Below are 21,675 nucleotides of genomic sequence, written 5' to 3' on the forward strand. Positions count from 1 at the left end.
GGATAGGTCCCCTGGGAGGAAAATCATGAATTTCATGCTGAAGAACGCCGCTTTCGGCGGCAGGCGCATCGTATCCATGGCCGTGGCAGCCGGCATGTTGCTGGCCGGAGCCGGGGCCGCCTCGGCGACGACGGTGGTCAAGTGGCTGCATCTCGAAACAGATCCGAAGAACGTCGCGGCCTGGGAAGACATCGTCAAGAAATACGAGGCCGAGCATCCCGACGTCGACATCCAGATGCAGTTTCTCGAAAACGAGGCCCTCAAGGCCAAGCTTCCCACGCTGCTGCAGTCCGACGATGTGCCGGATTTCTTTTTCAGCTGGGGCGGTGGCGTCCTGAAGCAGCAGTCCGAGACCGGCGCGCTCCAGGATGTGACGACAGCCCTCGACGCCGATGGCGGCAAGCTGCGCAAGGCCTATACGCCGGCCTCGGTCGACGGCCTGACCTTCGACGGCAAGACCTGGGCAATCCCGTACAAAGTCGGCCTGGTGAGCTTCTTCTATAACAAGGCGCTGTTTGCCAAGGCAGGCGTCAAGGCCGAAGACATCAAGACCTGGACCGATTTTCTTGAGGCGGTGAAGAAGATCAAGGCGGCCGGTATCGTGCCGATCGCCGGCGGCGGCGGCGAGAAATGGCCGATCCACTTCTACTGGAGCTATCTTGTCATGCGCGAGGGCGGCCAGAAGGTCTTTGAAGCGGCCAAGAAGGGCGAGGGCGAAGGCTTCCTCGATCCGGCCGTCATCAAGGCCGGCGAAGATCTCGCCGAGCTCGGCAAGCTCGAACCGTTCCAGCCCGGCTATCTCGGCGCGACCTGGCCGCAGACGCTCGGCGTTTTCGGCGACGGCAAGGCGGCAATGATTCTCGGCTTTGAAGCGACCGAGGCCAACCAGCGCAAGAATGCCGGCGACGGCAAGGGGCTTTCATCCGACAATATCGGCCGTTTCGTCTTCCCGACGGTTGAAGGCGGCGCCGGCAAGCCGACGGATACGCTCGGCGGCCTGAACGGCTGGGCGCTTACGAAGAAGGCCTCGAAGGAAGCGATCGATTTCCTTGCTTTCCTGACGAACGCCGACAACGAGCGCGCCATGGCCAGATCAGGCATGCTGCTGCCCGTCGCCGTCGGCGCCGATGACGGGGTCGTCAATCCGCTGCTGGCCGAATCGGCCAGACAGCTTGCCGGTTCGACCTGGCATCAGAACTTCTTCGATCAGGATCTCGGTGCGGCCGTCGGCCGTGTCGTCAACGACGTCTCGGTGGAAATCGTCTCCGGACAGATGAATTCGAAGGACGGCGCCCAGATGATCCAGGACGCTTTCGAACTGGAACAATAGCCAGCGCCCGCAGAACCTTCCGGCGCTCCTGCCAATCGGGAGCGCCGGCATCGCTGCCGACGAGATGCGAAAGCAGGAACCATGGCCAATATCTCAGTCCTATCGACACCGAGCGCCGCAAGGCCGGCAAGACGAGCCGCAAACCGGAAGAGCTCGGTCGCCCATGACCGCCTGACCGTGCTGCTGCTCTTTCTGCCACCGGCGTTGCTGCTCTTCACGCTCTTCGTCATCATGCCGATGGGCGAGGCGGCCTGGTACAGCCTCTATAAGTGGAACGGTTACGGCGCGCCGACGGAGTTCATCGCGCTCCGCAATTTCCAGGTCCTGTTCCGCAACGCGGCGTTTACCCAGGCGCTGGTCAATAACGGCCTGATCATCGTCATTTCGATCTGCATCCAGGTGCCGCTCGCCATCTGGCTGGCCACCATGCTGGCGCACCGCATTCCCGGTGTCGTCGCTTACCGCCTGATCTTCTTCCTGCCCTATGTGCTGGCGGATGTTGCCGCAGGCCTCATCTGGCGCTTTGTCTATGATGGCGACTACGGTCTGTTTGCCGCCGTTTCCAACTTCTTCGGTTTCGCCAATCCTTACGTGCTCGCCGACAAGGACGTGGCGATCTATGCCATCCTCGGCGTTATCGTCTGGAAGTATTTCGGCTTCCACATGATGCTGTTCATCGCCGGCCTGCAATCGGTCGACAAGAGCGTGCTGGAGGCGGCCGAGATCGACGGCGCCACCGGCTGGCAGAAATTTCGTTACGTCACGCTGCCGCTGCTCGGATCGACCCTGCGCCTGTCCATCTTCTTCGCGGTCGTCGGCTCCCTGCAGCTCTTCGACATGATCATGCCGCTGACCGGCGGCGGCCCGTCGAACTCGACGCAGACGATGGTCACCTTCCTCTATACCTACGGCGTCATGCGCATGCAGGTCGGCTTGGGAAGCGCCGTCGGCGTGGTGCTCTTCATCATCTGCGTGACACTCGCCTTCGGTTACAAAAGGATCTTCATGCGCCATGACTGATACGAGTTCTTCCATCCGCATGAGGACATCCACCCGCATCTATCTCTATGTGTCGCTGAGCCTGATCGCGGCGATCGTGCTGGTGCCGCTGCTGACGACGGCGCTCGGCGGCTTCAAGACCCTGGGGGATCTCCGCACCAATCCCTTCGGCCTGCCGACGGAGTGGCAATGGGCGAACTATACCGACATCCTCTTCGGCGAGCGCTATTGGCTGCAGATCGGCAATTCGCTTGTCATCGCGGCGCTGACCGTGCTCTTGACGCTGATCGTCTCGTCGATGGCGGCCTTCGCCTTTGCCCATGTCCGCTTCTTCGGCTCGTCCTTCCTGCTCAATTATTTCCTGCTCGGGCTGATGTTTCCGGCCGCCACCGCGATCCTGCCGCTGTTCATCCGCATCCGCGATCTCGGCCTGTTGAACACCTATTGGGGCGTGGTTCTGCCGCAGGTCGCCTTCGGCCTCGGCATGAGCATCCTTCTGTTCAGAAACTATTTCCGCAATCTTCCGGAAGAGTTGTTCCAGGCGGCTTTCGTCGACGGCTGCGGTTATATGAGATTCTTCTGGCATATCTCGCTGCCGCTCTCCCGCCCGATCGTCGCCACCGTCAGCATCATCTCCTTCGTCGGCAGCTGGAACAGCTACATCCTGCCGCTGATCATGCTGAACTCGGAATCCAAATATCCCTGGCCGCTCGGCATCATGGTCTATCGCGGCGAATTCGGGACGGAATGGCAGCTGGTGCTCGCCTTCATCACCCTCACCATCCTTCCCACAATCATCGTCTTCTTCGTCGCCCAGAGACACATCATCGCCGGATTGACCGCCGGTGCCGTGAAGTCCTGAGCCGAACCATTGGAGCTGCATCATGGCATCCGTTGAGCTGAACAATATTCGCAAGGCCTATGGCGCCGTCGACGTCATCCACGGCATCTCGCTTCATATCGAGGATGGTGAATTCGTCGCCCTGGTCGGCCCGTCCGGCTGCGGAAAATCGACACTGCTGCGGATGATCGCCGGCCTCGAGGAGATCACCGACGGCGAGATCGCCATCGGCGGCAATGTCGTCAATGCGATGACACCGCGCGAGCGCAACATCGCCATGGTCTTCCAGTCCTATGCGCTTTATCCGCACATGACGGTGGCCGAAAACATGGGTTTCAATCTGAAGCTCGCCGGCGTTGCCAAACCCGAGATCGAGGCTCGTGTCGCTGAAGCCGCCCGCATGCTCGATCTCGCCAAGCTGCTCGACCGCAAGCCCGCCCAGCTTTCCGGCGGACAGCGCCAGCGCGTCGCCATGGGCCGCGCCATCGTCCGCAACCCGGCCGTCTTCCTGTTCGACGAGCCCTTGTCAAACCTCGATGCGAAACTGCGCGTGCAGATGCGTTCGGAGATCAAGACGCTGCACCAGAAGGTCAAGACGACGTCGATCTACGTCACCCACGACCAGATCGAGGCGATGACACTCGCCGACCGCATCGTCGTGCTCAATCACGGCAAGGTGGAGCAGCAGGGAACACCGCTCGAACTCTACCGGAAGCCGGCCAATCTCTTCGTCGCCGCCTTCATCGGATCGCCGGCGATGAACATGCTGGAGGGCACGGCAGACGGCGAAAATGGCGAGCCCGCTGCCCGCCTCGAAGACGGCACGGCGATCCGCATCGCGCCCGACCGCAAGGTCAAGGCCGGCCAGGCCGTGACTATCGGCCTGCGCCCCGAACATCTGGTTCCCGGCCTGTCGGGCGGCACGCCGCTTGCCGGCCGAACCATGCTGGTGGAACCGACAGGCGCCCAGACCCACGTGGTCTTCGACCTTGCCGGACAACAGGTGACCGCGATCGTCGACGGCGAATATCCCGCCCGCTACGGCGCCGTCTTCGAGGCCAGCATCGCCAGCGACCAGGTGCACATTTTCGACCGCAGGACTGGTGTGGCGCTGTAGCGAATCCTCGGCCCAGGAGATCGCCGAGAACAGCCTTTTATCCTAGATCTCTCCCCGTGAACGGCGCGAGGGGACGTGCCATGCGGTCCAGGCACGCCCTCAATCATTAACCTATTATTCCGCCGCGATCCGTTCCACGCCGTTGGCCTGGATGATCTCCTCCAGCAGCGCCAGCTCTTCCTGCGTGAGATCCGTCAAAGGCGGACGCACCGGCCCCGGATTCTGGCCGAGTACCCGAAGGCCGGCCTTGATGATCGAGACGGCATAGCCCTTTTTGCGATTGCGCAGGGCGACGAAGGGGAAGAAGAAGCCCTTCAGGATTTCGTCGACGGTCGCCTGGTCGCCGGTGCGCAAGGCGCCGTAAAAGCGCTGGGCGAGCGCCGGGACGAAGTTGAAGACGGCCGATGAATAGGTCGTCACGCCGGCGGCGAAATAGGCCTGGGCGTAGACTTCATGGGTCGGCATGCCGCCGACATAAACGAGGCGGTCGCCGAGCAGGGTGGTGATCTCGATCACCTTGTCGACGTCGCCGACGCCATCCTTGAAACCGATCAGGTTCGGGCATTCGGCGGCCAGGCGGGCGATGCTGTCGGCGGTCAGCACGGCATTGTCGCGATTATAGATGATGACGCCGATGCCGACCGATTGGCAGACCGCCTTGACATGGGCGATCAGTCCGGCCTGTTCGGCAAACATCAGATATGGCGGCAGAAGAAGCAATCCGTCCGCGCCGGCCCTCTCGGCCGCCTGTGCGATCTCGATGGCGAGCGACGTGCCGTAGCCGGTTCCCGAAATGATCGGCGTCTTGCCAGCCGAGGCCTTGGCGGCTTTGACGACCTCAGGGATCTCGCTCGGATTGAGAGAGAAGAATTCACCGGTGCCGCCGGCGGCAAACAGAGCCGCGGCGTCGTAACCGGCAAGCCATTCGACATGGCGGCGGTACTTCGCCTCGTCGAATTTAAGCTGATCGTCGAAATGCGTGACCGGAAACGAGAGCAGGCCACTGCCGACGGCCTTCTTCAATTCAATCGGGTTCATCATCAAGTCCTGTTCCTTAGGTGTTGAAAATCGTGTCAGGCGCTCTCGAGCACTTGCAGAAGTGCCGCGATGTAGCCGTAACAAAAGGCAAATGCGGTGGCGGACGGGTCCTTGCCGCTGACGGTCGGCACATGGTCGGGCATCAGCATGTACTTGTATCCGACCTCCTTGTAGATCCTGGCCGAGCGGACCATGTCCATGTCGCCCTCGTCCGGGAAGGTCTCCATGAAGGAGAGCTTGCCGCCGCGAATATTGCGGAAGTGGACGTTGAAGATCTTGTTGCGCTCGCCGAACCAGCGAATGATGTCGTCGATCTCTTCGCGCGGATTTTCGAGCATCTCGCCGACCGAGCCCTGGCAGAAATTGAGGCCGTGATAGGGGTTTTCGCGCATCTGCACGAATTTCTTCAGCCCTTCCACCGTGCCGAGCACGCGCGTGACGCCGCGATAGCCGGGCGGCGTATAAGGGTCGTGCGGATGGCAGGCGAGCCTGACGCGATTGCTTTCGGCGACTGGCACGACGCGCTCGAGGAAGTAATCGATCCGTTCCCAGTTTTCATCCTCGGAGAGCACGCCGGCAAGACCGGGGGCTGCCTGCTGATCGGTCTTCTCCCAGCGGAAGCTCGCATTCATCGAGCCGCCGCGTCCCGGTTCGTCGGGCGTGCGGGGAATGCCGATCAGGTTGAGATTATATTTGACGGCCGGAATGCCGGCCGCCGCGACATCCTCGATCATCTGGCAAACCGCATCGATCTGCCGGTCACGCTCAGGCCCGGCAAGCAGGATGTCGGGATAGGAAGCCTTCTCGATCGGCTGCGAGGGCAGGGGCAGCTGGATCATGTCGAGGATCAGGCCGAAGCTTTCGACCTTGTCGCGATGACGCTCGATATCGGCAAGCGTCCAGCTGCTCGGCGCTCCCGGCGGATCGGCGCTGATATGCTTCACTCCCAATTGCGCGAAGATCCGATAATCGTCATCGTCGCGCGCCGCCACCTGTGTTCCAAGATACATCAGAGACCTCTCCAGATTCAACAATGTCATATGACATAATATGAATTCCTGAGGGTGTCGAGCCCTATTGCTGTTCGGCGAGCATCCGATAACGGCGTTGGCTCGCCATCAGATGCGCGCGCATCGCCTGGCGGGCACGGTCGGGATCCTGATCGGCGATCGCCGACAGGATGTCCACATGCTCGGCATAGACCTTCTGCAGATACTCGCGGTCATTGGCGTCCGGCAGCGTCGGAAACTGCCCACGGGGGATGGCGCGCGGGCCGAAATGACGGAGAACATCGACATAGAACCGGTTGTTGGTGGCGGCGGCGATCGCCATGTGAAAGGCATAATCCGCCTCGACGGTCTGCTGTCCGCTTTCGATCAGTTGCGCCATTCGGCGGTTGGCCTCCCGGATCGCCGCTTCCTGCTCGGCCGTGCGGCGATAGGCGGCAATCGCTGCCGCTTCACCCTCGGTGGCCATGCGAAACTCCAGCAATTCCAAGGTTTCCGGGATGCTTTTGATTTCCACCGGCGTCAGCGACATGACCGAATGAACCTTCGGATCCGCAACGAACACGCCTTTGCCTTGGATCGGCCTAACGAAACCTGCAGCCCTCAAATCCGCAATCGCCTCGCGCACCACGGTGCGGCTGACGCCGAAGGTCGATTCGAGCTGCGGCTCGGTCGGCAGCTGGTCGCCAACGCGCAATTTCCCCGTCTCGATTTGTGCTCGCAGTTGATCGATGACCTGCTGCGCCAGTCTTTGCCGACCACGGCCAAGTGTCGTCATTCTCGTTTCCTCAGTTTCTGTGCCTCACGTCTTCCGCACGGGGCTTGCAAATCAAATCGGACTTCGATAAATCATAATACGACATACGGACGACATAATATGTCTCTTATAGTAATCCAGGGAGGAGTTACAATGAAGCATTTTTCGAAAGGCCTGTTCGTCGGCGCCGTCATCGGCGCGCTGACGATCGCTGCGCCGCTCTCGTACGCCGCCACCCCAAAGGACCAGCTTGTGCTCGGGACATCGCTGGCGCAGGTCCTGTCGCTCGATCCGCATCAGGCGACCGAGGGCAAGGCGGTCGAGATCATGTCGAATCTCTACGACCGGCTGGTCAACAGCACGCCGGATGGCAAGATCGTGCCGCAGCTGGCCGAAAGCTGGAAGGTCGATGACAAGGGCATCACCTTCACGCTGCGCCAGGCCAACTTCGCCTCCGGCAATCCGGTGACGGCGAAGGACGTCGTCTATTCGCTGGCACGGCTCCTGAAGCTCGACCAGGCTGCCGCCGCCAACCTCAAGCGCGTCGGCTACGACAAGACCAATGTCGACAAGCTCGTCACGGCAGTCGACGATAAGACGGTGCGCATTGATTTTTCCGGCCAGGTGACCGCCGAAATGCTGCTTTACCGGCTGACGACCTCGACCACCAGCGTCGTTGACAGCGTCGAAGTCGAGAAACATGTCGCTGACAATGATTACGGCAATGCCTGGATGCGCACGCATTCGGCCGGCTCCGGCCCGTTCACCCTGAACCGGTGGTCGCCGAACGAACTCGTGATTCTCGACGCCAACAAGGATTATGTCACCGGCGCTCCGAAGATGAAGCGCGTCATCGTCCGCCATGTGCCTGAAAGCCAGGTCGAGCGGCTGATGCTCGAACGCGGCGACATCGATATCGCCAGCGCCATGACCGCAGCCGATCTCGCCACCTTCAAGGACAAGCAGGGCTTTACCATCCAGCGCATTCCCACGGGCGGCTTCTACGTGCTGTCGATGAATGCCGGCAACCAGTACCTGTCCAACCCGAAGGTTCGCGAGGCCATTGCCTACGGCATCGATTATAAGGGCATTGAAAAGACCATCATGGGGCCCTACGGGCGGGCGAGAAACGTTCCGGTTCCGGAGAATTTTGAGTCTGCGATCCCGAACCCCGACTGGCATCTCGATGTCGAAAAGTCCAAGCAGCTGTTGGCCGAAGCAGGGTTCAAGGACGGCTTCTCGCTGACGCTGAAGACGATCGCGCAGACGCCGCGCATCGATCTTGCCACGGCTATCCAGGCGTCGCTTGCCCAGGTCGGCATCAAGATCGACATCCAGCAGGGCAACGGCTCGGAAATCATTGCCGCCCACCGCGCCAGGGATTTCGATCTGCTGATCCCGCAGACCAGCGCCTACATGCCGAACGTGCTCGGCTCGATGGAGCAGTTCTCCTCCAATCCCGACAATTCGAAGGAAGCCAACAACGCCGGCAACTTCGTCTGGCGCTCGGCCTGGGACATCCCGGAGCTGACGGCTCTGACGGCCAAGGCGTCGATGGAGCCGGACGCCAAGAAGCGCGGCGAGCTCTATGTCGAGATGCAGAAGATGTTCGTCGAACAGAAGCCGGCGGTGCTGCCGATGTTCGAACGCTTCGAGCCGATCGTCCTGTCGAGCAAGGTGCAGGGATATGTAGGCCATCCGACCCAGCTGACGCGGCTTGAGGGCGTCACGAAGTCTGAAACCCAGTAATACTCCCGAGGCAGCCGATCATGAAGGAACTCTCTGTAGCCGAATTTGGCCGACGCCTGGCGCATCTGCTCGTCAGCCTGTTCATCCTCCTATGTGTGACCTTCGTGATCGGCCGCGTCCTGCCCACGGATCCCGTCGGCGCGATCGTCGGCGAACTCGCCGATCCCGCCGCCTATGCGGCGATGCGGACGCGTCTGGGGCTCGATCTGCCGATCTATCAGCAGTTCTTCCTCTATCTGAACGGGTTGGCGCATGGTGATTTCGGCACGGCTGTGCTCACCGGCAATCCCGTCTCTTCGGACCTCGCTCAGGCCTTTCCGGCGACGTTCGAACTGGCGACGCTGGCGGTGATCATCTCGACCTTCGTCGGCGTCCCCCTCGGCCTGGTCGCGGCGCTGTTTCGCGACAGCCTGATCGACAAGGTGGCCCGTGTCGTCGCCCTCGTCGGTCACTCGATCCCGGTTTTCTGGTTCGGCATCGTCGGGCTCGTGATTTTCTACGCCGGCCTGAACTGGGTCGGCGGGCCGGGCAGGGTCGATGTGTTTTACGAAGGCCTCGTCACCCCGCAGACCGGGCTGCTGTTGGTCGACAGCCTCCTGCAGGGCGAGACGGAAATCTTCTGGAATGCGCTCGGCCATATCATCCTTCCGGCCATCATCCTCGCCTATGCCGCGATGGCCTACATCACCCGTATGACCCGCAGCTTCACCTTGGAACAGTTGAGCCAGGATTATGTCATCGCCGCCCGCGCCAAGGGTGTCAGCCCGATCGGCACGATCCTGCGCCATGTCCTGCCGAATATCGCGGTGCAGCTCATCACCATCCTTGCCATTTCCTATGGCGGGCTGCTCGAAGGCGCAGTCGTCACCGAGATCGTTTTCTCCTGGCCGGGGATCGGCCAATATATGACGAACGCGCTGATGATCGGCGACATGAACGCAATCGTCGCAGCCACCATCATCGTGGGATTCATCTTCATGTTCCTGAACTTCCTGGCCGATGTTGCCTACGCCTTGCTCGATCCGCGCATGCGGGAGGCAGCCCGATGAGTGACGCCGTCCACAGCGCGATCCGCATCCGTCCGCCGAGCATGCCAAGCCGCGTTGCCGCCTCGTTCGGGCGCGCCGGCCGCAAGCTGGCCGACGAGCCGCTCGGCCTTGCCGGCTTCGTCATTCTCGGGCTCCTTTGCGTAGTTGCGATTTTCGCGCCGCTTCTGGCCCCCTACGATCCCACTATTCAGTCGCTTGGCGATGCTTTGCAGCCTCCGAGCGTTGCCCATCTCGCCGGCACGGACGAATTTGGCCGGGACATTTTGAGTCGCCTGATCTTCGGCACGCGCATCACCATCCAGACCGTGTTGTCGGTCTCCCTGATCGTCGGCCCGATCGGGCTGCTGATCGGCGTCGTCGCCGGCTTCTTCGGCGGCAATACCGATGCTTTCCTGATGCGCGCCACCGATATCGTGTTGTCCTTTCCATCGCTGATTCTCGCGCTTGCCTTTGCTGCCGCCCTGGGCGCCGGCCTGGGCATGGCCATCATCGCCATCTCGCTCACCGCATGGCCGCCGATTGCAAGGCTTGCCCGCGCCGAGGCGCTTGTCGTCAGAAATGCCGACTACGTGGTCGCCGCCCGCCTTTACGGCGCTTCGCCCCTCCGCATCCTGCTTCTCTATATCGCGCCGATGTGTATTCCGTCGGTCATCGTGCGCCTGACGCTCAACATGGCGGGCATCATCCTGACGGCGGCCTCGCTCGGCTTCCTCGGCCTCGGCGCCCAGCCGCCGGCACCGGAATGGGGCGCGATGATTTCCAACGGCCGCAAATTCATGCTCGATTATTGGTGGGTCGCCGTCATGCCCGGTATCGCCATCCTGCTGACGAGCCTTGCCTTCAACATCGCCGGAGATGCTCTGCGCGACATTCTGGACCCCCGCCATGCAAGATCGTGATCTCCAGCCGGTTCTTTCCGTCAAGTCGCTGAATGTCCGGTTCGGTCGAGGTGCTGTGCCCGCCGTCTCCAATGTCAGTTTCGATGTCGGCCGCGAACGGGTCGGAATCGTCGGAGAATCCGGTTCTGGCAAATCGACAACGGGGCGGGCGATCATGCGTCTTTTGCCGCCGGCGGCGATCGTTTCTGCCGAGTGCCTGGATCTCGCCGGCACTCCGCTTTTGGCAAAGAGCGAGCGCCAGATGGGCGCGCTGCGCGGCAAGGACATCGCGCTGATCATGCAGGATCCGCGCTATTCCTTGAATCCGGTGCTGTCGATCGGCAAGCAGATCGCCGAGGCCGCCCGCCTTCATCTCGGCCTGCGCGGCAAGCCAGCGCAGGATGCGGCTCGCGCCATGCTCGAGCGGGTGCGCATCACCGATCCCGAGCGGGTCATGGCGCTTTATCCCCACCAGATCTCTGGCGGCATGGGCCAGCGCGTGATGATCGCCATGATGCTGCTGGCGCGGCCGAAGCTCGTCATCGCCGACGAGCCGACCTCGGCTCTCGATGTCAGCGTGCGAAAGGACGTGCTGCTGCTGCTCGATGAGCTGGTGCGCGAAAACAATTCTGGCCTGCTCCTTATCAGCCACGACATCCGCATGGTCGCGGCCTTCTGCGAGCGTATCATCGTCATGTATGCCGGACGTATCGTCGAAACGCTGACCAGCCTTGCAGAGGCCCGTCATCCCTATACGCGCGGGCTGATAGCAGCGCTGCCCGATCCGAAAAATCCGGTTCGCCGGCTTGCCGTTCTCGACCGGGCCAAATTCGATCCGGAGGCGGCGCAATGATCAAAGTCCGTGACCTCGATGTTGTCTTCACCTCGGGCAAATCAAGCAACCATGTCGTCAGGGGCATCAGTTTTCAAGTCAATCAGGGCGAGACGCTCGGCATCGTCGGCGAATCCGGCTGCGGCAAATCGACGGTGCTGCGCTGCCTCGCCGGCATGGAGGCCGGTTGGACCGGTCAGATCGAGCTTCGCGGCAAGCCGATCGGCAAGAAGCGCTCCCGCGAGGAACTGACCTCAGCCCAGATGGTGTTTCAGGATCCTTACGGCTCCCTGCATCCGCGCCATCGCATCGGCACTGCGCTTGCCGAACCGCTGCGCGCCATGCGCCATTCCGACATCTGGTCGAAGGTCGAAAGGGCTTTGATCCAGGTGGGCCTGCCGGCAAGCTTCGCCAACCGTTTCCCGCACGAACTTTCCGGCGGCCAGCGGCAGCGCGTGGCGATCGCCCGGGCGCTGGTCCTGTCGCCGCCGATCCTGCTGCTCGATGAGCCGACATCGGCGCTCGACGTCTCGATCCAAGCCGAAATCCTCAACCTGCTTGCCGACCAGCGCGAGGAGAAGGGACTGACCTATCTGCTCGTCAGTCACGACCTCGCGGTCATCGCCCATATGTGCGACCGGGTGCTGATCATGAAAAACGGCGGCTTCGTCGACGAACTCACAAAGGCGGACCTGCAGGCCGGCACGACGCATGATGCCTATGCGCAGGAGCTGTTCGAGGCGAGCTTCTTGGAGGCTTGACGGGTCGTTGCGCAGCCGAGACTCACGCTGGGCTGCAATAGCGGGCGAAAGCCTCGAGGAAACGGCGCATCTCCTGCTGATGCCGAGGCGCGGAAAGATGCTCGGCAATTTCTTCCGGGGAAAGCTTCATCAGATGGAAGCGAAGGAAGAGATGCTCGTTGAAGCGCTCGCTCAGCGTGGCGAGAACGGTGCGAAGCTGCTGCAGCATGTCGTCGCCGCGATGCGACGCGTGCGCAAGCACGATCGGTTTGCCGATCACTTCGTTACGGGAGACGAGCCAGTCGATGGCGTTCTTCAGCCCGCCGGGGATTGACCTGATATATTCGGGGCTCGCCAGGATCAGTCCATCCGCATCCGTGATCGCCTTTGCAAGAGCCGCCACTTCGGAAGGAGGCTCGGGAAGTTCGAGATCGGGCGAGAAGACCGGGAGCTCGCCAACACGATCATAGACCGAGAGCGTATGCGCCGGCCCGGCAGCCGACTGGAGGGCATATAGCACGGCCGTATTGGTCGAGGCTCTGCGGGCGCTTCCGGATATTGCCAGGAATTTCATGACCGGCATAACCTCACGCGATTGGCTTGATGTGATCCGCGGCAGCCGGATGGTGGACGGCTGCGACGCTGCTTCTTTCGACGACATGGCAGGCAAGCTCGACACGGCGGCACGGCAAGGCGAGGCCAAGCATCATGTCGCGCAAGAGGTCGAGCGCGGTGGCGCCGAGTTCGCGCATCGGGATGTGCACCGTCGACAATGGCGGATTGAGAAAGGCCGATTGCGGCAGGTCGTCTATGCCCATGACGGAGACATCCTGCGGCACGGCATAACCCATCGCCTGCAGCCCGCGCACGGCGCCGTTGGCGAGACTGTCGCCCGCCGTCAGAACGGCGGTGAAGCAAAGGCCCTTGTCGCCGACGAGACGGGTGATCGCCTCGGCGCCGAGTTCCGGCAACCAGTCCTCGACCTCGAGCACCAGGTCGGCATCGGCCTTCAGTCCATGATGCTGCAGCGCGTCGCGCCAGCCCTCCAGGCGCCGCTCGATGGTCCGCCGTCCCGGCCGCAGCATGAACAGGATGCGTTGATGGCCGGCCTCGATCAACCGCTCGGCGGCAATGAACGCGGCCGATCGGTTGCAGGGCGTCACGCTCGAAAGCCGCATGTAAGGGTCGTCGCTGTTGACGAGCACGACGGGCTTTCCGAGATTGGCGGCCGCCGTCAGCATGTCCTCCTCGTCGACTGTCAGGATCAGCATGCCGCCGAAACTTGCATCATTGCGCATCTCGGCGATGACGCGGGTTTCATCAGCCTTGTCGGCGACCGGGCGCATTGCCATTTCGATGCCGAGGGCGGACGCGCGAGCGTTCAGTCCTTCGAGCACGTGGAGGGTGAACTGGTTGCGGACATAATCGATCATCGCCGCGCCGGAGGCGACGAGCATGACCTTCTTGCCGGCGACACTTGCCGGCAGCGCGTAGCTGACAGCGCTCGCCGTTTCCAGCACCAGCTTGCGGATCTCGGGCCTGACGCCCTTTTCGCCGGCGAGCGCGCGCGACACCGTGCTGATCGACACGCCGCACCGGGCGGCGATGTCGTCCAGGCGTGTGCGCCTGCCCTTTTTCTGCTCCGCGGCCATCTCATCTCCTCGCTCGCACGAAGTATGCAAAAATCTTTCAGATTGCGCAAACGGAATGGCTATGCACAATTGACGTGTCAGCGACAGGCGCAGAGCAGGGAGGCTTTGAAGATGCGGTTTGACGGCAAGTCCACGCGTCGGCGTTTTGCTCGGCGTGTTAAAGCTCAAGCGGGCTGAAGCATGGCCGCCGAAGAATCCTATCTCCGCCGCAAGATCGGGAAACAGAGCCCGATCGTCTACTGGCAACTCGGCCCCCTCGCGCAGGCACGCTACGATGTCGCCGACCGGCCGATGGAAGGGAGCATGGATCCGTTTTTCTTCGTCACCAAGACGAAGAATTTCATTCCGCATGAATATCCCTGCCGCACCGAATTCAAGGCATCCTTTTCCGGCCGAAGACCGCAGCCGGCGACCGAATTCGAGGCCGTCCGCTGGTGGCTTCCCTTTTCATCGCCGCGCGTCGATCTCTCCGGCTTCTGGTTTCGCCCGACGCGCATCGGCTGCTGGGCGCGCACCTTCCTCGATGCGCAGTCGGCGGGACCAGCCACGCTGCGCCTGTCGACCTGCGGCGGCGCCGTCCTCTTCGTCAATGGGGCCGAGCGGGGCTTCATGGCGCCTTACGTGCGCAATCTGGAAGCCCAGCAGACCTTCGAAGTGGAGTTGACGGCGGGGCTCAACGAGATCCGCATCTATTTCGACGATCTCGCCGAGCGCGACGCCCGCTTCTATTTCCAGCTGGATTATCTCGATGGACCGGAGGTCGAAACATCGGTGCCTGTTCCCATCGCCGCCGGTGACGCGGACGGGCTGGAGGCAATCCTCGAAGGCATGCGCTTCGACCGCGCCGCCTATCTCGGCGAGGACGTGACGATCCTGTTTCCCGCGCCGCTGCCGGTGGCGTTGAGCTGTCATGTCGAGATCGAAGGCGACTTCATGTCGGTCGAGCGCTTCGACTATGATTTCGCGCTGGAAAAAGGCGCGACCCAGCTGGAACTCGGCCCCTCGGCTGATATGCCCGCTGATTTCCGCCATTTCCGGATCACGTTTAAAACGGGCGGCCTATCGCTCGGCCGCACGCTCGGCGTCGAAATCTGTCACGTCCAGCGCCAGGGGCAGGCGCCCGCCGCGCTAGACGATCGCGTCGCCGAGGCGCTTGCCGAGGTCGCCGCCCATTCCGAGCCCGATACGGTCTGCGCCTTCGCGCGGCTGGCCTTGGGGCAGGGCGGCGAAGAGACCGAGGCGATGATATCGGCGATGTTGCCGGTGATCGAGGATTGTCACGATTGCGCGGACTTCGTGCTGGTGCCGCTGCTGTTTGCCTATACCCGCTGGAGCGACCTCTTGTCGGAAGGGCTGCAGCAGCGGATCGAGCACGCCGTTCTCAATTACCGCTATTGGATGGACGAGCCGGGCAACGACGTTCAGTGGTATTTTTCGGAAAACCACGCGCTGCTCTTCCACACCGCCGCCTATCTCGGCGGCAGGCTGTTCCCTGATGCCGTCTTCGTCCGTTCCGGCCGTACCGGCGCCGAGCAGATGAAGGTCGGCGACGAGCGGGTTCGCGCCTGGCTCGATCATTTCGAGCGCTGGGAGATGGCTGAGTGGAATTCCGTTCCCTATTTCCCGATCGACCTCAAGGGGCTGACGGCGCTTGCCGCCTGCGCGCCGGATGAGACGATCCGTGCTCGCGCCAATGCCAGCATCGTCCGGCTGATGGAGATCGTCGCCCGCTCGGCCCATCATGGCATGCTGACCGGCAGCCAGGGCCGCTCTTATGAACATACACTGCGGCCGGGGCGCTCGGTCGAGCTGTCGGCCATTGCTCGGCTGCTCTGGGGGCGCGGCTGGTACGGCCGTCGCGTCCACGCGCTGCCGCAGCTTGCCGTCTGCATCCGCGATCATGGCCTCCGTTTCCCGGAAGCGCTTGCTGAAATCGCCGCGCACCACTCCGACGACGCGCAGGAATGGACCTTTTCTCAGGGCGAGAACCGTTTTGCCGCCCTCTACCATTATAAGACACGCGACACCGCGATCGGCACCATCGCCCACTACCGCCCCGGCGCCTGGGGTTATCAGGAGACGGTTCTGCATTTGCGTTTGGGCGAGCGGCCGGAAGCGCAGATCTGGATCAACCATCCCGGCGAAACCATCCAGTTTGGCTACGGCCGGCCGAGCTTCTGGGGCGGCTGCGGAACGCTGCCGCGCGTGCATCAATATCGTGACCTCGCCATTCTCGATTTCGACATTCACGAAGGCCAGCCGGATTTCACCCATGCCTGGTTCCCGCTCGAAGCCTTCGACGAGACTTTTGTCGACGGCAAGCTGGCGCTCGCGCGCGCCGGCAATGGTCTGGCGATGCTGATCGGCAATGGTGTGCTCGAACCGGTGAAGCATGGTCCGACGACGGATATCGAGCTGCGCCTGGCCGGCCCCAACGGCCGCTGGATCGTCCGCCTCTCCGATCTCGGGCGCGAAGACGGCCTCGACGGCATGCGGGCACGTTTCGCCACGCTTGCCGCCCGCCGCGGCAATGAGGGCGCCTTGATCATCGAGGACCCGGATTATGGTCAGGTCGTCTTCGAAGAGGACGGTACCGTGCGCGCCGAAGGCCGTATTCTCAAGCCGTCGGACTGGTCGGTGCGGGGAGACGCGGTACATCTTGAAATAGCGGGCAGGCAGCAGCGGAGCGCTGCCTCTTAATGACATGTCCGGACAGGTGGAGGACCTGCCTGGATGCAGAAGTTCATCGGTCAAGAGGAGGAGACTATGACCAGAATGAAATCGATCGGCGCGGCCTTTGCTGCGGTTCTCTTGAGTTCCGTCGCCGCCCATGCCGGCGACGTGCGCATCATGTGGTATTCGGATGGCGGCGAAGGCGAGGTGATCAAGGACCTGCTGTCGCGCTTCTCCAAGGCCAATCCCGATGTCAACGTCATCCTCGACGAGGTTTCCTATGACGTCGTCAAGGAACAGCTGCCGGTGCAGCTGGAAGCCGGGAAGGGGCCTGACATCGCCCGGGTCACCAATCTGAAGGCGCAAGCGCAGCACTGGCTCGATCTCCGCCCGCTCCTCGCAGATGCGAAATATTGGGACGAGAATTTCGGCGCTCAGGCCGATTGGATGCGTCCTGACGGCTCGAACGCCATCACCGGCTTCATGACCCAGCTGACGCTCACGGGCGGCTTCGTCAACAAGACGCTGTTCGAGCAGGCCGGCGTCGAAATTCCCGGCCCGAAAGCCACCTGGGACGACTGGGCGGCGGCGGCCAAAAAGGTCGCCGACAGCCAGAAGGTCTTCGCCATGGCGATCGACCGTTCCGGCCACCGCGTCTCAGGCCCGAATATCTCCTATGGCGCCAACTATATCGCCGCCGACGGCAAGCCGGCGCCCATCGATCAGGGCGCCAAGGAATTCCTCAGCCGCTTCGTCAAATGGAACGAGGACGGCACCGTCAACAAGGACGTCTGGGTCAGTGCTGCCGGAAGCACCTATCGCGCTGCGGCCGAGGACTTCATCAATGGCGGTCTCGCCTATTATTATTCCGGCAGCTGGCAGCTTTCGGGCTTCGCGCAGAAGATCGGCGACAGTTTCGACTGGATCATGGCCGGAAGCCCCTGCGGCACGGTGGCCTGCAGCGGCATGCAGGGCGGCGCCGGTCTCGTCGCCGTAAAATACACCAAGAACCCGAAGGACGTCGCCAAGGTGATGGACTACCTGGCAAGCGCCGACGTGCAGAAGGAATTTGCCGAGCGCAGCCTGTTCATTCCGGCGCACAAGGGCGTGGCCGCCGGCCAGGTGGACTTCAAGACCGATAATCCGCATGTGAAGGCGGCGCTGAAAGCTTTCGTTGAATCGGCCGGCCAGACGGCCCCTGCTGCGATGAAATTGCCGGGCTGGAAGTGGTCTGACGCCTATTACAGCGCCATCGTTGCGCGCATCAGCCAGGTGATCGCCGGCGAGATGAAGCTCGACGACGCCTACGCCCGCATCGACGAGGACATCAAGGCCAAGGTCGGCGGCAACTGACGGACGAACGAATGGCGGAGAAGACGGTTTCTTCCGAACCTGCGGCGAAAGCCGGTCTGCAGCAGGCGCTCCTTGCGCCTGTCAGGCTCGCCATGGGGATCGTCGATATCCCGATGCGCGCCTGGCAGAAGCTGACGGGGGTGAACGGCATGGCCGGTGTCTTCCTGGCGCCCAACATGCTGATCTTTTCCATCTTCGTCCTCCTGCCGCTGGTCATCAACTTCATTTATTCGACGACGAGCGGAGGCGCCATCTTCCTGCCAAACAGGACCTATGTCGGCGCCGAGCAGTACCGCATCCTCTTCGATTGCCGCTCCTATCTCGACCCCTCGACCTGTGCGGCCGACACCTTCTGGGCCGCGGTGCGCAACACCGCGGTCTTCGTCGTCTTTCAGGTTTCGGCCATGCTGGTCGCGGCACTCGCAACGGCGTTGATTCTCAACCGCGAGCTTTCCAATCGTGGCTTCTGGCGCGCCGTCTTCTTCTTCCCGGTGCTGCTGTCGCCCGTCGTCGTCGGCCTGATCTGGAAGTGGATCCTGCAGCGCCAGGGCCTGCTGAACTATGCGCTGAGCCCCTTCGGCTTCGAGCCCTTCTCCTGGCTCAGCGATCGTTTCTGGGCGTTCTTCTTCGCCGTTTTCGTCTCGGTGTGGGCGCATATGGGCTTTTATGCGCTGATCCTGCTCGCCGGCCTGCAGGCGATTCCGAGGGATCTCTATGAGGCGGCGGCGATGGACAAGGCGAGCCCCACCCGAATTTTCCGGCGCATCACCCTGCCGCTCTTGATGCCGAACCTCATCGTCGTCCTGGTCCTGGCGCTGATCCGCGCCGTGCAGATCTTCGACGAGGTTTTCGTGCTCACCGGCGGCGGGCCCGGCACCAGCACCATGTACATCACCCAGTTTATTTACGAGACCGGCTTTGCCAGTTCGCTGCGCAATCCGGGGCTCGCATCGGCCGCCTCGATCCTGATGGGCATCGTGCTCGTCATCCTGACGCTGATCCAGCTTGCCGCAAGCAGCCGCAACGAGAAGAAGGGGAAACGCCAATGAGCGCTGTCGGCGCCTTCCTGCTACGTCGCCGTGGCCGCGGCTGGCACTGGACGGATGTCGTCACCTGGATCTGGCTGATCTCAGGCGTCATCCTGATGTTCGGCCCGGCCATCTGGCTGGTCTTCTCCTCCTTCAAGACGCCGGCGGCGCTCGCCGAGTTCCCGCCGTCCGTCCTGCCTTATGTCACCGAGCAGGCCGTGGTGCCGGGATACGACAAGCCGTTGCCGCTCTATAACGTGACGATGCCGGATGGCAGCACCCGTGTGCTCGCCGAAGTGCGCCGCATTGGCATCATGGGCCAGATGGTCGATCCGAAACAGCCTGATGAAATCGTCAAGGTCAACATCAAGGTCCGCACGCCGGTGCGTGAGGTCGAATTCGCGACCAACAACTACACCGAGCCTTTCCAGCGCTTCGACTTCTTCCTGTTCCTGCGCAACTCGGTCTTCGTGACGGTGGTGGCGACGGCCATCACCCTGTTGGTCAATTCGATGGCCGCCTTCGCGCTGTCGAAATACCAGTTCCCCGGCCGCACCGCCGTCATGCTGATGATCCTGGCAACGCTGATGGTGCCGCTCTCGGTGATCGTCGTGCCGCTCTATTCGGTCATCGGCAGCTTGAACCTCTTCGACAGCCTCTGGGGCGTCATCCTGCCGACCGTCGCCACGCCGACGGGCGTCTTCCTGTTGCGCCAGTACATGCTGACGATCCCCGACGAGCTGATCGACGCCGCGCGCATGGACAAGGCCAGCGAATGGCAGATCTACTGGCGCATCATCCTGCCGCTGTCGGCACCGGCGCTGGCGGTACTGGCGATCTTCTCGGTGGTCTGGCGCTGGAACGATTTCCTCTGGCCGCTGATCGTGCTGTCGCGCAAGGAACTCTACACGCTGCAGGTCGGCCTCAACGTCTATGCCGGCGAGCTCAATGTGCAGTGGCACTATATCCTCGCCATGACCGTCGTCTCGATGATCCCCGTCGTGCTGATCTTCGTTTTCCTGCAGCGCTTCATCACGACGGGTATCGCCGGCTCGGGGCTGAAATAATAGGAAACAGGAGAGCGCATGAGCGGACTCGAGCTCAGGAACATCGTCAAGAATTTCGGCGCCGTCGAGGTGATCCGCGATGTCTCGCTTGAGGTCAACGACGGCGAGTTCGTCGCTTTCGTCGGCCCGTCCGGGTGTGGAAAATCGACGTTGCTGCGCCTGATCGCCGGTCTCGACAAGCCGACGGGCGGTAGCATCGCCATCGACGGCAAGGACGTCACCGCGATCGGTGCGGCCGACCGCGGCCTTGCCATGGTCTTCCAGTCCTATGCCCTTTATCCGCATATGAGCGTGCGGGAAAACCTTGCCTTCGGCTTGGAGAACACCAAGGTGGCCAAGGCCGAGATCGAAGCACGCATCGCTGACGCCGCGCGCATGCTGGAGATCGAGCCGTTTCTGCAGCGCCGCCCCGGCCAGCTCTCCGGCGGCCAGCGTCAGCGCGTCGCGATCGGCCGCGCCATCGTGCGCCGGCCGGATGCCTTCCTGCTCGATGAACCGCTCTCCAATCTCGATGCCGAACTTCGGGTGAGCATGCGCGCCGAACTCGCCGCTCTGCACGCCCGCCTCAAGGCGACGATGATCTACGTTACCCATGATCAGGTCGAGGCGATGACGCTCGCAAACCGGATCGTCGTGCTGAGAGGCGGCAGGATCGAACAAGTGGGGACGCCGCTTGAACTCTACAACAAGCCGGCAAACCGCTTCGTCGCCGGCTTCATCGGCGCGCCGCACATGAATTTTCTGGAAGCCTCGATCGTCGGCCACGACGGCGGTTTCGCGCAAGTCGAAACCGTGGGCGGCCATCGCCTTTCCGTCGTCGCCAGGGAGGCGCGCCCGGCGGGCGAGAGGGTCAGCATCGGCATCCGGCCACAGCACATCACACTTGCGGATGCAGCCGCCGCAGGCAGGCTGGACTCGCGGATCACCCTTGTCGAGGAGCTGGGTTCTGAAACCGTCGTCCATACCGAAGCCGCCGGCAAGAAGCTGATCGCCGTCTTTGCCGGCCAGCAGAAGATGAAATCGGGCGACAGCCTGCCGCTCCATCTCGACCCCGAGGTTCTGCACCTTTTCGGCGAGGACGGCCGGCGTCTGTCTTGATGCTTCAGCGTCCGTCCACAAGGGCGCCATTCGTCAAATCGCAGCTTCGCTCTGCCGTCCGAGTCGCGTTATAGTCTATGATGCTATCTAAATGCCGACCAGCTTCAAGGTCACAAAAAAGCCCGCGCCGGAATGGAGGGCGCGGGCCAAGTTTCATGTCATCACAGCCTTAGTGGCTGTTCTTGTGGCTTTGTTGACCAGCCTTTACATGCTGCTCATGGCTGCCGCCGCGGGATCCGCTGGACTGCGCGTCACGGCCGCCTGAAGAGGCGCTGCGGGAATTGGAGTCGTTCTTGTGACTCTGCTGCCCAGCCTTGACGTGCTGTTCATGGGTTCCACCTTGGTTTGCCATTTGGTTTCTCCTTGGTTTTGAACTGAGGCCACGTCGACCTCGAGTTCACAACCTTCGCTCCGGCGCATGCGTTCCGCATTTTAATATTTCGTGATCTCGCCGGAGACTGAGATAA

The 21,675-nt window shown here is 62.3% G+C and carries 20 protein-coding genes; 14 read left to right on the plus strand and 6 right to left on the minus strand.

What is annotated here, in order from left to right; genetic code table 11:
• Window positions 1-25 precede the first annotated feature (25 nt).
• The 4 genes from NL154_RS09215 to NL154_RS09230 all read left to right on the plus strand — a co-directional run bounded on the left by NL154_RS09215 (window position 26) and on the right by NL154_RS09230 (window position 4,287).
• Window positions 26-1,330 (plus strand): ABC transporter substrate-binding protein, encoded by a 1,305-nt coding sequence (locus tag NL154_RS09215; RefSeq protein ID WP_434733931.1) that lies wholly within the window; start codon window positions 26-28, stop codon window positions 1,328-1,330.
• A gap of 81 nt (window positions 1,331-1,411) precedes the next feature.
• Entirely contained in the window at window positions 1,412-2,350 is a 939-nt protein-coding gene (locus NL154_RS09220; RefSeq protein WP_221146582.1) for a carbohydrate ABC transporter permease, read from the plus strand.
• A complete protein-coding gene (locus tag NL154_RS09225; protein WP_210631417.1) occupies window positions 2,343-3,191 on the plus strand; it encodes a carbohydrate ABC transporter permease in 849 nt (282 codons plus the stop codon). The genes NL154_RS09220 and NL154_RS09225 overlap by 8 nt, the downstream gene beginning before the upstream one ends.
• Window positions 3,192-3,213: 22 nt before the next feature.
• Window positions 3,214-4,287: an ABC transporter ATP-binding protein gene (locus NL154_RS09230; RefSeq protein WP_434733932.1), complete on the plus strand. Its 1,074-nt coding sequence runs from the start codon at window positions 3,214-3,216 to the stop codon at window positions 4,285-4,287.
• A gap of 114 nt (window positions 4,288-4,401) precedes the next feature.
• Here NL154_RS09230 and kdgD read toward each other — a convergent pair whose 3' ends face one another.
• The 3 genes from kdgD to NL154_RS09245 all read right to left on the minus strand — a co-directional run bounded on the left by kdgD (window position 4,402) and on the right by NL154_RS09245 (window position 7,110).
• Window positions 4,402-5,328 carry a 5-dehydro-4-deoxyglucarate dehydratase gene (kdgD, locus tag NL154_RS09235; protein WP_434733933.1) on the minus strand — a complete coding sequence of 309 codons (927 nt, stop codon included), beginning with the start codon at window positions 5,326-5,328 and terminating at the stop codon, window positions 4,402-4,404.
• A 32-nt stretch (window positions 5,329-5,360) separates the two neighbouring features.
• Window positions 5,361-6,335, minus strand: coding sequence for a mannonate dehydratase (locus tag NL154_RS09240; protein ID WP_210631414.1), 975 nt, complete (start codon window positions 6,333-6,335; stop codon window positions 5,361-5,363).
• Between the two features lie 64 nt (window positions 6,336-6,399).
• Window positions 6,400-7,110, minus strand: a complete 711-nt coding sequence (locus tag NL154_RS09245; RefSeq protein WP_210631413.1) for a FadR/GntR family transcriptional regulator — start codon at window positions 7,108-7,110, stop codon at window positions 6,400-6,402.
• 132 nt (window positions 7,111-7,242) lie between these two features.
• Here NL154_RS09245 and NL154_RS09250 point away from each other — a divergent pair, with 132 nt between their 5' ends.
• The 5 genes from NL154_RS09250 to NL154_RS09270 are packed head-to-tail and all read left to right on the plus strand — an operon-like array spanning window position 7,243 to window position 12,358.
• A complete protein-coding gene (locus NL154_RS09250) occupies window positions 7,243-8,838 on the plus strand; it encodes an ABC transporter substrate-binding protein (RefSeq protein WP_210631412.1) in 1,596 nt (531 codons plus the stop codon).
• 20 nt (window positions 8,839-8,858) lie between these two features.
• Window positions 8,859-9,887 (plus strand): ABC transporter permease, encoded by a 1,029-nt coding sequence (locus NL154_RS09255; protein WP_210631411.1) that lies wholly within the window; start codon window positions 8,859-8,861, stop codon window positions 9,885-9,887.
• Entirely contained in the window at window positions 9,884-10,786 is a 903-nt protein-coding gene (locus NL154_RS09260) for an ABC transporter permease (protein WP_434733934.1), read from the plus strand. The genes NL154_RS09255 and NL154_RS09260 overlap by 4 nt, the downstream gene beginning before the upstream one ends.
• Complete coding sequence (locus NL154_RS09265) at window positions 10,773-11,618, plus strand: ABC transporter ATP-binding protein (protein WP_210631409.1); 846 nt, start codon at window positions 10,773-10,775, stop codon at window positions 11,616-11,618. The genes NL154_RS09260 and NL154_RS09265 overlap by 14 nt, the downstream gene beginning before the upstream one ends.
• The gene (locus tag NL154_RS09270) at window positions 11,615-12,358 is read left to right on the plus strand and encodes an ABC transporter ATP-binding protein (protein WP_221164359.1); all 744 of its coding nucleotides are present in this window, start codon (window positions 11,615-11,617) and stop codon (window positions 12,356-12,358) included. The genes NL154_RS09265 and NL154_RS09270 overlap by 4 nt, the downstream gene beginning before the upstream one ends.
• 22 nt (window positions 12,359-12,380) lie before the next feature.
• Here NL154_RS09270 and NL154_RS09275 read toward each other — a convergent pair whose 3' ends face one another.
• Both NL154_RS09275 and NL154_RS09280 read right to left on the minus strand, forming a co-directional pair.
• A complete protein-coding gene (locus NL154_RS09275; protein WP_210631407.1) occupies window positions 12,381-12,911 on the minus strand; it encodes an NADPH-dependent FMN reductase in 531 nt (176 codons plus the stop codon).
• Window positions 12,912-12,924: 13 nt separating this feature from the next.
• A complete protein-coding gene (locus NL154_RS09280) occupies window positions 12,925-13,989 on the minus strand; it encodes a LacI family DNA-binding transcriptional regulator (protein ID WP_434733935.1) in 1,065 nt (354 codons plus the stop codon).
• A 180-nt stretch (window positions 13,990-14,169) separates the two neighbouring features.
• On the opposite strand from NL154_RS09280, the gene NL154_RS09285 reads away from it, so the two are divergent.
• The 5 genes from NL154_RS09285 to NL154_RS09305 all read left to right on the plus strand — a co-directional run bounded on the left by NL154_RS09285 (window position 14,170) and on the right by NL154_RS09305 (window position 21,208).
• Window positions 14,170-16,689, plus strand: a complete 2,520-nt coding sequence (locus tag NL154_RS09285) for a hypothetical protein (protein ID WP_434733936.1) — start codon at window positions 14,170-14,172, stop codon at window positions 16,687-16,689.
• Between the two features lie 66 nt (window positions 16,690-16,755).
• Window positions 16,756-18,015, plus strand: coding sequence for an ABC transporter substrate-binding protein (locus NL154_RS09290; protein ID WP_434733937.1), 1,260 nt, complete (start codon window positions 16,756-16,758; stop codon window positions 18,013-18,015).
• Between the two features lie 11 nt (window positions 18,016-18,026).
• Entirely contained in the window at window positions 18,027-19,064 is a 1,038-nt protein-coding gene (locus NL154_RS09295; RefSeq protein WP_210631403.1) for a carbohydrate ABC transporter permease, read from the plus strand.
• On the plus strand, window positions 19,061-20,110 hold the full coding sequence (locus NL154_RS09300) for a carbohydrate ABC transporter permease (RefSeq protein WP_434733938.1): 1,050 nt from the start codon (window positions 19,061-19,063) through the stop codon (window positions 20,108-20,110). Before NL154_RS09295 ends, NL154_RS09300 begins: the two co-directional genes overlap by 4 nt.
• 18 nt (window positions 20,111-20,128) lie before the next feature.
• Window positions 20,129-21,208 (plus strand): ABC transporter ATP-binding protein, encoded by a 1,080-nt coding sequence (locus NL154_RS09305; protein WP_210631401.1) that lies wholly within the window; start codon window positions 20,129-20,131, stop codon window positions 21,206-21,208.
• 169 nt (window positions 21,209-21,377) lie between these two features.
• On the opposite strand, the gene NL154_RS09310 is transcribed toward NL154_RS09305, so the two are convergent.
• Window positions 21,378-21,560 (minus strand): hypothetical protein, encoded by a 183-nt coding sequence (locus tag NL154_RS09310; protein WP_221146595.1) that lies wholly within the window; start codon window positions 21,558-21,560, stop codon window positions 21,378-21,380.
• Between the last annotated feature and the right edge of the window lie 115 nt (window positions 21,561-21,675).

It is taken from the genome of Rhizobium sp. YTUHZ044, from assembly GCF_051123975.1.
Taxonomy (GTDB): Bacteria; Pseudomonadota; Alphaproteobacteria; order Rhizobiales; family Rhizobiaceae; genus Rhizobium.

Excerpts from the sequence above, each read along its gene's own strand:
- kdgD (WP_434733933.1), bottom strand. The coding sequence starts at position 5,328 with ATGATGAACCCGATTGAATTGAAGAAGGCCGTCGGCAGTGGCCTGCTC.
- NL154_RS09305 (WP_210631401.1), top strand. The coding sequence starts at position 20,129 with ATGAGCGGACTCGAGCTCAGGAACATCGTCAAGAATTTCGGCGCCGTC.
- NL154_RS09270 (WP_221164359.1), top strand. The coding sequence starts at position 11,615 with ATGATCAAAGTCCGTGACCTCGATGTTGTCTTCACCTCGGGCAAATCA.
- NL154_RS09255 (WP_210631411.1), top strand. The coding sequence starts at position 8,859 with ATGAAGGAACTCTCTGTAGCCGAATTTGGCCGACGCCTGGCGCATCTG.
- NL154_RS09300 (WP_434733938.1), top strand. The coding sequence starts at position 19,061 with ATGAGCGCTGTCGGCGCCTTCCTGCTACGTCGCCGTGGCCGCGGCTGG.
- NL154_RS09240 (WP_210631414.1), bottom strand. The coding sequence starts at position 6,335 with ATGTATCTTGGAACACAGGTGGCGGCGCGCGACGATGACGATTATCGG.
- NL154_RS09220 (WP_221146582.1), top strand. The coding sequence starts at position 1,412 with ATGGCCAATATCTCAGTCCTATCGACACCGAGCGCCGCAAGGCCGGCA.
- NL154_RS09215 (WP_434733931.1), top strand. The coding sequence starts at position 26 with ATGAATTTCATGCTGAAGAACGCCGCTTTCGGCGGCAGGCGCATCGTA.
- NL154_RS09295 (WP_210631403.1), top strand. The coding sequence starts at position 18,027 with ATGGCGGAGAAGACGGTTTCTTCCGAACCTGCGGCGAAAGCCGGTCTG.
- NL154_RS09265 (WP_210631409.1), top strand. The coding sequence starts at position 10,773 with ATGCAAGATCGTGATCTCCAGCCGGTTCTTTCCGTCAAGTCGCTGAAT.
- NL154_RS09230 (WP_434733932.1), top strand. The coding sequence starts at position 3,214 with ATGGCATCCGTTGAGCTGAACAATATTCGCAAGGCCTATGGCGCCGTC.
- NL154_RS09225 (WP_210631417.1), top strand. The coding sequence starts at position 2,343 with ATGACTGATACGAGTTCTTCCATCCGCATGAGGACATCCACCCGCATC.
- NL154_RS09285 (WP_434733936.1), top strand. The coding sequence starts at position 14,170 with ATGGCCGCCGAAGAATCCTATCTCCGCCGCAAGATCGGGAAACAGAGC.
- NL154_RS09280 (WP_434733935.1), bottom strand. The coding sequence starts at position 13,989 with ATGGCCGCGGAGCAGAAAAAGGGCAGGCGCACACGCCTGGACGACATC.
- NL154_RS09290 (WP_434733937.1), top strand. The coding sequence starts at position 16,756 with ATGACCAGAATGAAATCGATCGGCGCGGCCTTTGCTGCGGTTCTCTTG.
- NL154_RS09260 (WP_434733934.1), top strand. The coding sequence starts at position 9,884 with ATGAGTGACGCCGTCCACAGCGCGATCCGCATCCGTCCGCCGAGCATG.
- NL154_RS09250 (WP_210631412.1), top strand. The coding sequence starts at position 7,243 with ATGAAGCATTTTTCGAAAGGCCTGTTCGTCGGCGCCGTCATCGGCGCG.
- NL154_RS09310 (WP_221146595.1), bottom strand. The coding sequence starts at position 21,560 with ATGGCAAACCAAGGTGGAACCCATGAACAGCACGTCAAGGCTGGGCAG.
- NL154_RS09275 (WP_210631407.1), bottom strand. The coding sequence starts at position 12,911 with ATGAAATTCCTGGCAATATCCGGAAGCGCCCGCAGAGCCTCGACCAAT.
- NL154_RS09245 (WP_210631413.1), bottom strand. The coding sequence starts at position 7,110 with ATGACGACACTTGGCCGTGGTCGGCAAAGACTGGCGCAGCAGGTCATC.